Below are 13362 nucleotides of genomic sequence, written 5' to 3'. Positions count from 1 at the left end.
CTGGTCATCCTTCGAGGGAGTGGATGCGGTCGATCGGAGTGCTGACGGCCTCGCGGGCGCGGACGACCGCGGCCTCGTCGGGGGCGTTGTAGAAGCACAGGCACTTGTCCATGTCCTCGCGGACGTAGGTGCGCAGGAAGCTCACTTCGGGGACGTTCGCGTACTTCGGCGAGTTGGCCTTCTTGCGTGCCAGGTAGGTGTCCATGTCGATGGTGTCGGGGATGTCCCACTCGACGAGGTAGCCGGCCTCGGGGCGGGCCGCCTTGATCTGTTCCAGGTCGGCTCCCACGAGGCGAACCTCGTCGGGTCCCAGGATCTCCGCGACGTCGAGCTGGGCGGCCTCGAGCTGGGCGGCGCGGCACGCGCTGAACTCGGCGATCGCGAAGACGCGGGCGCCGCCGGTCGTGACCTGCGATTCGATGAGTTCGCCACCGGCCGAGGTGACCTCGGCGTCGAATGCCTTGATCGCGGCGTCGACCTGGCCGTCGGTGGGCACGAGTTCGTACAGGTACAGGGACATGAGGGCACCTTCCGATGGAACGGGTTTGGGGTGTGTCGCTGCGCCGGCGCCCGGGCACGGTGAACGGGCGTGAATGCCCGGGAAAGACGTGGGTGTCGCCGGTCAGCGGGGAATGTGACAACACGCGGCGCCGGCCACGCGCACGAGGTCCACGTGCAGGCGGCGGGTCAGCTGGCGGCGGGTCACGAACGTGACAGTACAGGCGGACAGACCGATCTGTCTATTGCGACGGTCCGTTAGTCTCGAGGTGTGACAGTCTCCACCCGCGGTGAGTCGAACATCGGCCGGAATCCTCGCGTCGGCAAGCCCGGTCCGGCCGAGAGACTCCTGGAGACCGCGTCGGCGCTGTTCTCGGAACACGGCATCCGGGCGGTCGGCATCGACCGCATCCTCGCCGAATCCGGAGTCGCGCGCGCGAGTCTGTACTCGGCCTACGGCTCCAAGGATGCACTGGTGGTCGCCTACCTGGATCGGCTGGACCGCCGCGACCGCGCCCGGTGGGTGGACGCGGTCGCCGGAATGCAGGACCCGGCGGCGAAGATTCTCGCGTTCTTCGACCTGGCGCTCGCGTCGGCGCCGTCGAAGGGATATCGCGGGTGCCAATACTCCAATGCGGCAACGGAATTCCCGGACGAGTCGTTCGCGCCGGTGGTCGCCCACCGGGAGTGGCTGCGTGGCACACTCGTCGAGTTGCTCACGGCGGCCGGCGTTGCCGAACCGGATGCCGTCGCGCTGCGGATCCGGCTGATCTACGACGGCGCGTTCGCCGGGTCGAAGCTCGAGCGGACCGATTCGCCGTTGCGGCGGGGGCGCGAGATGGTCGCGGAGCTCATCGGCGGCTGACTCCGTCAGCGCGAGCTCAGGGTGCTGCGCCACCGTTCGTAGGCGGCCTGCTCGGCTGCGCGGCGCTGCAGGACCCGCTCGTTCTCGAGGTTGCCCGGCAGTCCGTTCTTCTCCAGGCGGCGCATGCGGTTGTGGGCCATGTACGCCACGGAGAAGAACAGTGACAGCATCACGCCGAGTCCGACCGTGCTCACCCGGAGCCAGATCGGGCCGGGCAGCAGCATGAACGCTGCGTAGACGGGGAGGAACGGGATCTGGCTCCGGATCATGTGCCGGAGGACGGCGTGATCGCCGACCAGGTCGTTGCGGACCCATTCGCGCATCGAAGCGGGCAAGGGGCGCCCGAATGCGTAGGCGGTCCACCGGACGGGGCCGGGTCGAGTGTGCATGTGCCGTCTCGCTTCCTCGTGTCGTCACGATCGTCGATATAGATCGTACACATATAAGTAGCGCACGAACTAATAGCGAGACCCGGCTCTCGTCCGGGGTGGGGTGGTCGGCCCGGCGACATCGCCATCGGGGACGAGAACGGGGCGACTGCTGTACGACGAACAGGAACCTGTTCTATATTGCGATCATGTACGAGTGGTCAGACACCGACCTCATGTTCCGCGACGTTCTCCGCGGATTCATCGAGAAGGAAATCCGCCCCCACGTCGACGAGCTCGAGAGCGGTGAGCTGCCGCCGTACGACATCATCCGCAAGATGTTCGCGGCGTTCGGCATCGACGAGATGGCCAGGGAATCGCTGGCGAAGGCACTCGCCCGCGAGGAGGCGGGGGAGAGCGCGCCCGCCAAGTCCGGCGGCATGGGCGGTTCCCCCGGGATGGCGGCGCTGCTCAACATCGAGATCGCAGGCGTCAGTCTGGGCCTCGTCGCGTCGATGGGGGTGAGTCTCGGCCTGACCGCCGGCACGATCCGCAGCCGCGGCACCCTTGCCCAGAAGAAGCGCTGGCTGCCGGAGCTGGTGACGATGGAGAAGGTCGGCGCCTGGGCGATCACCGAACCGGACTCCGGTTCCGACGCGTTCGGCGGCATGAAGTCCACCGTGCGCCGCGACGGTGAGGACTACATCCTCAACGGACAGAAGACGTTCATCACCAACGGCCCGTACGCCGACGTCATCATCGTCTACGCGAAGCTCGACGAGGGCGACGCGAGTGTCGATCGCCGCGACCGCAAGGTGCTCGCGTTCGTGCTCGACAAGGGCATGGAGGGTCTGACGCAGAGTGCGCCGTTCAAGAAGATGGGCATGAACTCCTCGCCCACCGGCGAGCTGTTCTTCGACAACGTCCGGATCACCCGCGACCGTCTCCTCGGCGAAACCGAGGACGGTGGCAAGAGCGACGGCAAGGACAGCGCGAAGGAATCCTTCGCCGCCGAACGGATCGGCATCGCCTACCTGTCCCTCGGCATCATCGAACAGTGCCTGAAGCTGTGCACCGCGTACGCCAAGTCCCGCAAGCTGTGGGGGCAGGAGATCGCGCAGTTCCAGCTCATCCAGCTCAAGCTCGCCGAGATGGAGGTCGCGCGGATCAATGTCCAGAACATGGTGTTCAGCGCGATCGAGCGTGCCGGGTCCGGCAAGCCGGTGAGTCTGTCCGAGGCGTCGGCGATGAAGCTGTACTCCTCGCGCGCGGCGACCGAGGTGGCGATGGAGGCGGTGCAGTTGTTCGGCGGCAACGGCTACATGGCCGAGTACCGCGTCGAGCAGCTCGCGCGCGACGCGAAGTCGTTGATGATCTACGCGGGAAGCAACGAGATCCAGGTGACGCACATCGCGAAGGGCCTGCTCGCCGAGTAGAACCGTGGCGGGTCCCGGGGCGGATTCCCGCCCCGGGACCGGTGGGACGGAAAATCTGCACCGGGACTGCCGAATCAATTAGTGTCATCCGGCATGAGTGAGATTATGCCGTTCTCGGCGACGGTCGATCCCGATCTCGCCGCTGCCGTCGCGCAGCTCCCCGACCTGCGCCTCGACGACCTGGACGAGGCCCGCCGCACGTTCGACGCGTTGATGGCGACGCTCGGTCCCGCCGACACGTCCGGTGTCACCGTCGAGGAGTGGCTGGTCCCCGGCGCCCACGACGGTCCGGAGATTCCGGTCCGGTTGTTCGTGCCCGACGCCTGCCCGGACGGCAACTTCGGGTCGCGCGCGGTCGTCGTCGAGATCCACGGTGGCGGGTTCGTGCTGGGGTCGGCCGCCCAGAGCGACGGCCTGAACGCGGTGATCGCCCGGCGCACCGGAGCGGTCGTGGTCTCCGTCGACTACCGGCTCGCTCCGGAGCATCCCTACCCCGCCGCGGTCGACGACTGCTATGCCGCACTGAGCTGGATCGCCTCGAGCGCGGCACATCTCGACATCGACCCGGACCGGATCGTCCTCGTCGGCGACTCCGCGGGCGGTGGCCTGGCCGCCAGTGTCGCCGTGCGCGCCCGGGACCACGGCGGCCCGCCGATCGCGCTGCAGGTACTGCTCGAACCGGAACTCGACGACCGGCTCGAAACCGCCTCGATGCGCAACGGAACGGATACCCCGGTGTGGGACAACACCAAGGCGGCGCTGAGCTGGCGGCACTACCTCGGTGAGCGGCCTCCGACCGCCGACGCGGTTCCGGCCCGGCAACCGGACCTCTCCGGGCTGCCGGCCACCTACATCACCGTCAACGAACTCGATCCGCTGCGTGACGAAGGGCTGGAATACGCCCAGCGCCTCCTTCACGCCGGCGTCCGGGTCGAGCTGCACCTCTGGCCCGGCGCATTCCACGGCTTTTCGCTGGTTCGGGGCGCGGCCCTGACCCGTCGCGCAACCGCCTCCCTGTGTGATTCGATCATTCGCGCCACCGCGAGAACAGCGGTGCTGGAGAACGACTAGAACGAAACTGGGGGATTCGGTGGGGGCTGTCAGTGGAAGCACACCTGCGGTGCGGGTGATTCCGTCTCGCGAGGACGTGGTATCGGTCGATGCTGCCGGGGGACAGGAAGACTCGCAACAAGTCGCGGACGGTCGCATGGCACGGGCCGAGCGGACCCGCCGCGTGGTCGTCGAGGCGCACATCGCGCTGATCCGGGCGGGCGAACTCAAACCGACGGGCGCGCAGATCGCGGACCGGGCCGGGGTGTCGCTGCGGTCGTTGTGGGGGAATTTCAACGACCTCGAGACCCTGTTCGCGGTCACGGGCGCGGAAGTGATGCGCCGCCAGGATGCGATGATCGCACCGATCGACGCGGACCTGCCGCTGACCGAACGGCTCGGGGCGTACTGCCGGCAGCGTGCCGAGGTCCTCGAATTCATCGCGCCGTTCGCGCGGTCGTCGGAGATCCGGGCACCGTTCTCCCGTCAACTGCAGCGCAATCGAGTGTGGTACCTGCACGGCGTGAGGTCGGAGGCCGAGAAGTTGTTCGCCCGCGAGCTCGCCGGGCTCGACGACGTCCGCCGTCGCGAGGTGGTGCAGGCGCTGGGGATCACCCTCACGTGGCCGACATGGGTCTCTCTGCGGGACGTGATGAGACTGTCGATTCCCGACGCAACGTCGGTGATGAGCCGGATGGTGGGTGCGCTGCTGACCTCCGCCTGAGCGCTCCGCGTACGGCTCCGTTCGCCCGCTCGTACCGAGCGGTGTCACGTGCCGAGCAGATAGAACCGCCAGAATCCGAACTCGTCGATCGGCAGAACCGAGACCTCCGTGAAGCCGGCCTCGAGCGCGTAGCGGCGAAGTGTGGACGGACGCATCACCGTTCCCGTCCCGACGGACTCGGGATGGCTCATGCCGTCGGGGAGGCAGCACGTCAGGCTGAACCCGTACATGAGCCGCTCGACGTCGTCGCCCGGGGCGGTGAACTCGTCCGCGACCGCCTCGTCCATCACCACCACGACCCCGCCCTCGGTGAGCGACCGCCGCACCGCGCCGAGCACCTCGACGGGTCGCGGCATGTCGTGGATGCACTCGAACGCGAACACAGCCGAGAACCGTTGCTGTGGTAGGGCACTGGCGTCGGATGCGACGATCGTGATGCGGTCGGCCACGTCCGGTGATCCGGCGACGTCGGCGAGCGCGAGGGAGACCGTCGCCGGGTCGACGTCGTAGCCGCTCAACCGAGCCCGGGGATACGCCCGCGCCAGCGCGATCGTCGACCACGCTCCGCCGCAACCGATGTCGGCGATCTCGATTCCCGGTGCCCGCAGCAGGTCGTCGAGTTCGGGCACCGAAGCGAGCGCGGCGGGAAGCGCTTCCTCGAACCACGGGCGGTTCATCGCCGCCTGGGATTCGCGCGCGTCCGCTCCGAGTTCGGCCCAGCTCACGCCGCTGCCGGTGCGGTAGGCGGTGACCAGTTCGGGCAGGTGGGCCGCGAAGCCGCACAGCATCCGCGCGAGCGGGCCGAGATAGTTGAGGCTGTGTTCGTCGGTGAGTACCTCGGCTGCCGCCTCCGGGAGGGTGAATCGCCGCGGCTCTCCGTCGCTCGCGACCAGAAGTCCGGTCACTGCCTGCTGCTCGAGCCATTCGCGGGCGTAACGGGGATCGGTGCCGGTGCGGGCGGCGAGTTCGTCCGGGGTGGCGGGTCCGTCCGCGGCGAGACTGCGGTACCAGCCGAGACGGTCGCCGAGATACATCGCGATCAGGTCGATCGTTCCGAGCGACGCGTCGACGACACGGTGCACGAGGGAATCGACCGTGGTGAGGGTGTCGGTCATGGGTGCCTCCGAGGGCCGGGGGTGGTCGGGGCCTTCTCATCGTGCGCGCCGGGGTGCGTGCAGAACAAGCCGAATGAGACCGGGAACATTTGCCGTACGGTGTACGTTAATGGGGCGTATTCCGACAGAAGGAGAGTTCTCGTGCAGATCACCGGCAGTGCCCTGTCCCTCAATGTTGCGGACGTCGCCGCATCGGCGGACTTCGCGATCCGGCACCTGGGGTTCACCCAGGCGATGGCGGCCGACGGATTCGTATCCCTCGCCCGCGAGGACGCCGGATTCAACCTGATCTTCCTGCAGACCGGCCTCGGCACCTTCAAGCCCGCCAGCCACGCCGGTGACGCCGGGCAGGGGACCCTCGTGGCGTTCGTCGTCGACGACATCGACGCCGAATACGACCGGCTCCGGGGCGAAGGCGTCCGGATCGTCACCCCCATCGAAACCGAGCCGTGGGGGGAACGCTACTTCCAGATGCTCGATCCCAACGGCGTCGTGTTCCAGCTCGTGCAGTGGGTCGACGGCGCGGACGGGTGATTCCGGCTGGTGCGTGATTCCGGTAGCTGCTACTACCGGAATCACGCACGACCGGCAGCGGAACGGGCGGCGAGGAACGGCTCGACCACCGACAGCACCTCACGGCTCGCGGCGATCGTGGTGGCGTGGTCGAATCCGCGGAGAATCGCGAGCCGCGCGCCCGGAATCGTCCGGGCCAGCGACCGCGTGTCCGGTACCCGGACGAGATCCTCCGACCCGACGAACGCCAGGGTCGGAACCCGCAGCGCCGCGAGTGCCTCGTCGGCGACCCCCGGTTCCAGTTCGGCCCTGCGGAAACAGGCGGCCAGCGCGCGGTCGTCGTTGGCGCGGAACGCCGCTCGGGTCGCGGGATCGACCGGCCACTGCCGGTGTGCGGACCATCCGTCGAGGAACGCCTCCATGCCGTCGCGTTCGAGCACGTCGACACACCCGGGGAAGAACAACCGGTCGAACGCGCCGGCCTGCGGGCGGGCACTCCCGCCACCGACGATCAGCGAGCGCACCCGGTCCTCGGCGGCCACGGCGAGCGACAGCACGGCGCGTGCCCCGAACGAATAACCCAGGACGTGAGCGCGATCGACGCCGGCGTCGTCCAGGACGGCGAGCAGATCCTCGACGACGAGATCCATTGCGTAGCAATCCGGATCGGTGGGTTTGTCGCTCCGGCCGTGTCCTCGCAGATCCGGCAGGAGCAGCCGGTGGCGTGGCCGCAGCGCCGCGAGATACCCGAAGCCCCGCCAGATCGCCGACGACAGGGCGCTCCCGTGCGCGAGCAGCAACGGCGGGGCGTCCGCGGGGCCCACCGCCGCATAGGCGACGGCGGTGCCGTCGACAGGATTGACAGCTCGACTCATCCTCCGAGTGTGACCGATCGGGTGACGCCGATGTCCGCGAGGAACCGCTCGTCGTGCGACACCACCACGAGAGCGCCCTCGAAGGCCAGCAGTGCCTGCGCGAGATGCTCGAGGCTCGGCAGATCGAGATTGTTCGTCGGCTCGTCGAGCATCAGCAGTTGCGGTGCCGGATCGGCCGCGAGCAGGATGGCCAGCGCTGCGCGCAGACGCTCGCCGCCGGACAACGCACCGACCGGGCGGTCGGCATCGGCGCCGCGGAACAGGAAACGCGCCAGCCGGGCCCGGATGTCCTGCGGCGTGCGATGCGGTGCCCGCACGGCCGCGTTCCCCGCGACGGACAGCGCATCGTCGAACACGTCGAGCCGCTGCGGGAGCAACGCGAACGGCACCCGCGGTGGCGCGTCCGCGATGCGATGCAGCAGTGTCGTCTTCCCGGAACCGTTCGGACCGCGCAGTGCGATCCGTTCGGGTCCGACGATCTCGAGCGGCTCGTCGAGCACCCGTTGACCCGGATGTACGGCGGTGGCCGGAAGGTCCACCCGGATCTCGCGATCGTCGCGGACCGCCTCCTGGGCACGCGTGAGATGCTCCCGGGCCTGCTCGAGGTTGCCCTCGTGCTCCCGGCGCAAGCGGCCCGCGGACACCTGCGCGGCGCGCTTGCGGGCACCCATGACGATCTTGGGTTCCCGCTTGTTCTCGAACATCTTGCGCCCGTAGCGTTCCCGTCGATCCAGGATGATGTGCGCCGCCGACAGTTCGCGCGCCTGCCGGCGCACGTCGTTGCGAGCGTCCCGGACCACTGCCTGTGCTGCCTCCTGTTCCGCCGCGACGGTCTGCTCGTACCGGCTGTAGGGACCACCGAACAGACGCAGAGCACCGTCGCGCAACTCGGCGATCGCATCCATCCGTTCGAGCAGGTCGCGGTCGTGGGAGACCACGACGAGTGTGCCGGCGAACTGCTGCAACGCCTCGTACAGCCGGCCGCGTGCGGCCGCGTCGAGGTTGTTGGTCGGTTCGTCGAGCAACAGCACCTGCGGATCGTCGAGCAGACGCGCCGTGAGTGCGAGCAGGACCGTCTCGCCACCGGACAGGGTTCCGACCGTGCGGTCGAAGTCGTTCCGGTCCTGCAGGATCCGATCGAGACCGAGCCGGTGCACGGTCGCGATCGCGTGTTCCTCGACGTCCCAGCGATCTCCGACGGTGTCGAAGTCCGCCGCGGTCCCGTCGCCGGATTCGATGTTCCGCAGCGCAGCCCGGACGTCTGCGATGCCGAGGACGGTCTCGACCCGCAGATCCGGGTCGAGCGTGATGTCCTGCGGCAGGTGGCCGACGCGACCGCGTGCCGTGGCGGACCCGCGGGTCGGCTTCAGTGACCCCGAAAGAATGTGCAACAGAGTCGTTTTGCCGGACCCGTTGCGTCCGACGAGACCGGTGCGCCCGAGCGGGAACGTCGCGTCGAGCCCGTCGAACACGGGGTCGCCGTCGGGGTGCTCGTAGTGCAGATCGGACAGAGAAATGCCGTGGGGAGAGGTCATGGGAACTCCTGGAGGTAGCGACGTGGCACACGAGGGGACGTGTGGGATGCGAAACCTCTACAGGAGCAAGGGCCTTCTCCGATCGACGACGATGTGACTTCTCCACGATAGGGATCGGCGTCGGGCCGTGCAACCGATTTGTCACCACGCTCACGGCCGGTGCGCGATACGGATCGGGACGTGGTGTCGGTGACGGGCATCGGTCGTGGAATTCCGGCATGATCGATCGTGTGCGCACTCTTCGACGGATGGTTCTGCCGGTGGTGACCGTGGCTGCGCTCGTGGTGACCGGATGTTCCTCCGGACCCGATCAGCCGGAGACCGTTGCAGAGCAGTTCGCGGAGGCGCTCGAGCAGGGCGACGCGCAGGCGGCGGCGGAGCTGACCACCGACCCCGCCGGTGCGGCCGCGGCGATCGGGGATTTGTTCGAGGGACTGGGTTCGGCCTCGCCGGAGGTGACGCTCGGCGGCACGGGGGACGGGAACACGTTCGACCTCGACGTGGTGTGGAGGCTGGGACCCGAGCCGACGGCAGAGCCCGACGGCGCGACGCCGCCGGAGACATCCGAGGCCCCCGAGGGAAGCGCGGGCGAGTGGTCCTATCGCACGTCCGGGTCCGCGGTCGAGGGCGAGGCGGGCTGGCTCATCCGCTGGGATCCCGCGGTGCTCGCGCCCGGGCTGACCGCGGACACGTCGTTGAGGTATCTCCGGACCGAGGGTGAGCCGGCGTCGGTGCTGGACCGCAACGGCCTGCCGCTGATGGAGCAGCAGGTCGTGACGTTGGTGAATCTCGACGCGACCGCGGACCCGGCGGCGGTGGCGCCGGTGCTCGCGACCGTCGTGCCGTCGATCACCACGGAATCGCTGGCCGCCGATCTCGCGAAGGCCGGAACCGCTCCGGTGACGGCGGTGACCCTGCGCGACGAGGACCTCGCGTCCGTCGAAGCGCAGCTGACGGCGTTGCCGGGCGTGTCACTGGTCGCACAGACCCGGCTGCTGACCGTGGACCGGGAGTTGGCGTCGCCGGTGTGGTCCGGTCTGGCGGAACTGTGGCAGGACGGGCAGGACGCGTCGGCGGGCTGGGCCGTGCAGTCGGTGAACGCCGACGGTTCGGCGAAGCGGGTGACCGGGGTCGACGGGACGGACCCGCCGGATGTGCGCACGACCGTGGACCTGGGGCTGCAGGCGCGGGCGGAGGCCGCGGTCGCACCGGTATCGCAACCCGCGGTCGTGGTGGCGGTGGAACCGTCGACGGGTGCGGTGCGCGCCGTCGCGCAGAACGCCGCGGCGGACGCGGAGGGTGCGGTGGCGCTGACCGGTCTGTATCCGCCGGGGTCGACGTTCAAGACCGTGACGACGTCGGCGGCGTTGCAGGCGGGCGCGGCGGATCCGGACACGGTGCTGCCGTGTCCCGGGGTCGCGACGATCGAGGACCGCACGATTCCGAACGACGACAGCTTCGATCTCGGGCCGGTGCCGTTGCACACGGCGTTCGCGCACTCGTGCAACACGACGATGGCGCAGCTGGCGGTGAACCTCCCGGCCGATGCCCTGTCCGACGCCGCGGCACAGTTCGGTCTCGGTATCGATTACGTGACACCGGGGTTGGTCACCGTGACCGGAAGTGTCCCGGTCGCGGAGTCGCCGGCGCAGCGGGTGGAGTCGGCGATCGGTCAGGGGACGGTGACCGCGTCGCCGTTCGGCATGGCGATGGTCGCGGCGTCGATCGTCCGCGGCTCCACACCCGCTCCGATGATCGTGCAGGGTGAGCCCGCGACCGCCGACCGGACCGTGGACGCCGCGCCTGTCGCGGCGACCACTGCGTTGCGAACCATGATGCGCGAGACCGTGACCGACGGGACTGCAACCGCTCTGCGGGACATTCCGGAACTGATCGGTAAGACGGGGACTGCGGAGTACGGTGACAACAGCGAGGCGCACGGATGGTTCATTGCAGCGCAGAACGATCTTGCGTTCGCGGTTTTCGTTGCGGGGGCGGGTAGTTCGGCGCCCGCGGTCGAAGTGGCCGGGCGAATGCTCAGGGGGTGATTCGAAGCTCGTAGTCCAACTGTGACAGCATCGTAGGCAAGCTGTGCTTGAGGCTCACGTGACTGAAGTGAAGGTTGATCTCTATGGGTTCTCGGGAACGGCGACGAGCGCGAGTGGTCGCCCTCATCTCCGCGATCGTGATCTGCGTGGCAGCAGGGATCGCGGTGTTCAAGCTTGCCGATTCCCGCACCGATGCGGAACGTCTGGTCGACGAATTCGTCGCCGAGCTCAACGATCGTGACGCCGAGGGCGCCGCTGCCCTCACGTCCTACCCGAACGCGGCATCCGCGACCCTGACCCAGCTGTTCGACGGACTCTCCGACGGCACCGTCGAGTACGACATCACCCAATTGGTCGAGCTCTCCGGCGAGTCCGGCTACTTCACCCTCGCGGGCAACTGGAACTTCGGCCCGGACAAGAACTGGTCCTATCAGGTCGACGGTTCCGTGAAGAAACTCGCCGTCGGCTGGCGGGTGTCGTGGAACCCCGACGTGGTCGTGCCCGATCTCGGCGGCGGACGCACGGTGCATCACGTGCGCACGGACGCCGCGCCCCCGCGGATCTTCGATCGCAACGGGCAGTTGCTGATGGACGAGCAGACGATCAACACGGTCGTGCTCGATCCCGCGAAGATGCCCGATCCTGTGCTCACGACCACACTGCTCGGCGACGTACTCGCCCCCGTCGCGCCCGTCATCAACGCCCAGTCGCTGCAGCAGCGCCTGGCAGAGCAGCCCGGTGAGCGGATCGCCGCCGTCAAGCTGCGCGACCAGGACTACCAGTTCCTCGAGGACGCCATCGTCCCCATCCCCGGCGTCGAGGTGATCAAGACGCCGACGCTCATCAGCTCCGACCGCCGGATCTCGAGCCCGCTGCTCGACTCGCTGCGCGGCGCGTGGCAGCTCGAACGCGACCGGACCGCCGGCTGGGCGGTGACCCTCGAGGACCCGCAGGCCGGTCCCATCCAGGTCGCCGGATTTCAGGGGCCGCCGCCACCGGATCTCGTCTCCACCCTGGACTCGCGCGTCCAGCTCGCCGCGAAGGAGGCCGTCGTCAGCGTCGGCACACCCGCCGCGATCGTCGCGATCCAGCCCTCGACCGGCGGCATCCTCGCAGTCGACGTGAACAACCAGGCGATGGAACTCGGAGCGGTCGCCACCCGCGGCCTGTACCCCGCGGGCACTGCCGCGGACCCCGTCCGCGTCGCCGCGGGCATCGCCCTGGGGAAGGATCCGTCGCAGGTCAGCACCGCCGAGCTCGGCGACACCGCGCGCAGCCTCGGTCTCGGTCTCGATTACGCCGTCCCCGGTTTCGACTTCGAGACCGCGCAGTTCGGGCAGAGCCGGGGCGGGGTCGTGCAGTTCACGAGTTCCTCGTCCGACAGCGAGGCACTGATGAGCCCGCTCGGGGCCGCGCTGCTGGCTGCGTCGGTCGCGCGTGGGACGGCGCCCCTGCCGACGATCGTGCAGGGGCAGCCCGCGAGCGTCGCGGACCCGGCCGAACCCCTCTCGGCCCAGGCGATCGACGCGATGCGCGGCAGGATGATCGACAACGTCCAGAACGGACCCGCCTCGTTCCTGAAGGGGCACCCCGGCCTGATGGGCATCGCGGCGGAGAACAGCAACGACCGCTGGTTCTACGGTGTCAGCGGCGACATGGCGTTCGCGGTCTTCGTCGCCAACGCCGACGGAGGCGACCGCGCCGTCAAGATGGCCGACATGTTCCTGCGCGAACTCGCGAAGCCGGCCGACGCGTTCTGAGCGGGCACCGCCCGCCCGCGTTCGCGAGCAGAAGCGGACCACGGTACGTTTACCGCTCGTGACCGTCTTCGACCTGCTGCTGCTCGTCGTCGCGGGATTCTTCGCCGGACTCATCGGGTTCGTCACCGGACTCGCCTCGATCGTCTCGTACCCCGCCCTGCTCGCGGTCGGTCTGTCACCCGTGGCCGCGAACGTCACCAACACGGTCGCGATGGTGGGCGTCGGCGTCGGCGCGCTGTCCAACTCGGCGCGCGAGGTCGTCGACACCGGACCGCGGGTGTGGCGGTGGACCGCCTACGCGGCGCTCGGCGGCGTGGCCGGGGCGGTCGTGCTGCTGGCCGCGCCCGAGGGATCGTTCGAGGCGATCGTCCCGTATCTGGTGGCACTGGCGGCGCTCGCGTTGCTGTTCCAGCCCCGGATCCGCGCTCTCGCCGGGAACCGTGACCTGCCCCGGACCTTCTCGGCGGCCGTGTTCGTCGTCGCCGTGTACGGCGGCTACTTCGGCGCGGGCGCCGGCGTGATCTTCCTGGCACTCATCCTCGTGTGCTCGTCGGAGAGCATCTGGCGGGCCAGCG

14 protein-coding genes are annotated in these 13362 nt (G+C 68.9%); 8 read left to right on the top strand and 6 right to left on the bottom strand.

Features of this window, described 5'->3' with window-relative positions:
• Positions 1-4: 4 nt before the first annotated feature.
• On the bottom strand, positions 5-520 hold the full coding sequence (locus A8G15_RS07780; RefSeq protein WP_068157451.1) for a DUF4242 domain-containing protein: 516 nt from the start codon (positions 518-520) through the stop codon (positions 5-7).
• Between the two features lie 102 nt (positions 521-622).
• Complete coding sequence (locus A8G15_RS32470) at positions 623-673, bottom strand: hypothetical protein (RefSeq protein ID WP_425415078.1); 51 nt, start codon at positions 671-673, stop codon at positions 623-625.
• 96 nt (positions 674-769) lie between these two features.
• Between A8G15_RS32470 and A8G15_RS07775 the strand changes: the two genes are divergently transcribed.
• Entirely contained in the window at positions 770-1363 is a 594-nt protein-coding gene (locus A8G15_RS07775; RefSeq protein ID WP_068157449.1) for a TetR/AcrR family transcriptional regulator, read from the top strand.
• A 5-nt stretch (positions 1364-1368) separates the two neighbouring features.
• Here the strand turns inward: A8G15_RS07775 and A8G15_RS07770 are convergent, their stop codons facing one another.
• Positions 1369-1752, bottom strand: coding sequence for a DUF5313 family protein (locus tag A8G15_RS07770; protein ID WP_068157444.1), 384 nt, complete (start codon positions 1750-1752; stop codon positions 1369-1371).
• 188 nt (positions 1753-1940) lie between these two features.
• Here A8G15_RS07770 and A8G15_RS07765 point away from each other — a divergent pair, with 188 nt between their 5' ends.
• From A8G15_RS07765 to A8G15_RS07755, 3 genes are all read left to right on the top strand, one after another.
• Positions 1941-3167 (top strand): acyl-CoA dehydrogenase family protein, encoded by a 1227-nt coding sequence (locus A8G15_RS07765; RefSeq protein ID WP_068157440.1) that lies wholly within the window; start codon positions 1941-1943, stop codon positions 3165-3167.
• A gap of 93 nt (positions 3168-3260) precedes the next feature.
• Positions 3261-4238 (top strand): alpha/beta hydrolase, encoded by a 978-nt coding sequence (locus A8G15_RS07760; protein ID WP_156665296.1) that lies wholly within the window; start codon positions 3261-3263, stop codon positions 4236-4238.
• A gap of 136 nt (positions 4239-4374) precedes the next feature.
• Positions 4375-4941, top strand: coding sequence for a TetR/AcrR family transcriptional regulator (locus A8G15_RS07755; protein ID WP_068157603.1), 567 nt, complete (start codon positions 4375-4377; stop codon positions 4939-4941).
• Between the two features lie 44 nt (positions 4942-4985).
• Here A8G15_RS07755 and A8G15_RS07750 read toward each other — a convergent pair whose 3' ends face one another.
• Entirely contained in the window at positions 4986-6056 is a 1071-nt protein-coding gene (locus tag A8G15_RS07750) for a class I SAM-dependent methyltransferase (RefSeq protein ID WP_068157434.1), read from the bottom strand.
• Positions 6057-6197: 141 nt separating this feature from the next.
• Here A8G15_RS07750 and A8G15_RS07745 point away from each other — a divergent pair, with 141 nt between their 5' ends.
• Complete coding sequence (locus A8G15_RS07745; RefSeq protein ID WP_068157433.1) at positions 6198-6590, top strand: VOC family protein; 393 nt, start codon at positions 6198-6200, stop codon at positions 6588-6590.
• 41 nt (positions 6591-6631) lie between these two features.
• On the opposite strand, the gene A8G15_RS07740 is transcribed toward A8G15_RS07745, so the two are convergent.
• Both A8G15_RS07740 and A8G15_RS07735 read right to left on the bottom strand, forming a co-directional pair.
• Positions 6632-7444 carry an alpha/beta fold hydrolase gene (locus A8G15_RS07740; protein ID WP_068157429.1) on the bottom strand — a complete coding sequence of 271 codons (813 nt, stop codon included), beginning with the start codon at positions 7442-7444 and terminating at the stop codon, positions 6632-6634.
• A complete protein-coding gene (locus tag A8G15_RS07735) occupies positions 7441-8979 on the bottom strand; it encodes an ABC-F family ATP-binding cassette domain-containing protein (RefSeq protein ID WP_068157427.1) in 1539 nt (512 codons plus the stop codon). The genes A8G15_RS07740 and A8G15_RS07735 overlap by 4 nt, the downstream gene beginning before the upstream one ends.
• A gap of 218 nt (positions 8980-9197) precedes the next feature.
• On the opposite strand from A8G15_RS07735, the gene A8G15_RS07730 reads away from it, so the two are divergent.
• The 3 genes from A8G15_RS07730 to A8G15_RS07720 form a co-directional block, all read left to right on the top strand.
• Positions 9198-11027, top strand: a complete 1830-nt coding sequence (locus tag A8G15_RS07730) for a penicillin-binding transpeptidase domain-containing protein (protein ID WP_068157424.1) — start codon at positions 9198-9200, stop codon at positions 11025-11027.
• Between the two features lie 83 nt (positions 11028-11110).
• Positions 11111-12787 (top strand): NTF2-like N-terminal transpeptidase domain-containing protein, encoded by a 1677-nt coding sequence (locus tag A8G15_RS07725; RefSeq protein ID WP_068157421.1) that lies wholly within the window; start codon positions 11111-11113, stop codon positions 12785-12787.
• Between the two features lie 58 nt (positions 12788-12845).
• The coding region (locus A8G15_RS07720; RefSeq protein ID WP_068157418.1) for a TSUP family transporter at positions 12846-13362 on the top strand (517 nt) is incomplete at its 3' end.

Origin of the sequence: Rhodococcus phenolicus, assembly GCF_001646785.1 — a bacterium.
Taxonomy (GTDB): domain Bacteria; phylum Actinomycetota; class Actinomycetes; order Mycobacteriales; family Mycobacteriaceae; genus Rhodococcus; species Rhodococcus phenolicus.
This window is presented reverse-complemented; position numbering and strand designations above follow the sequence as displayed.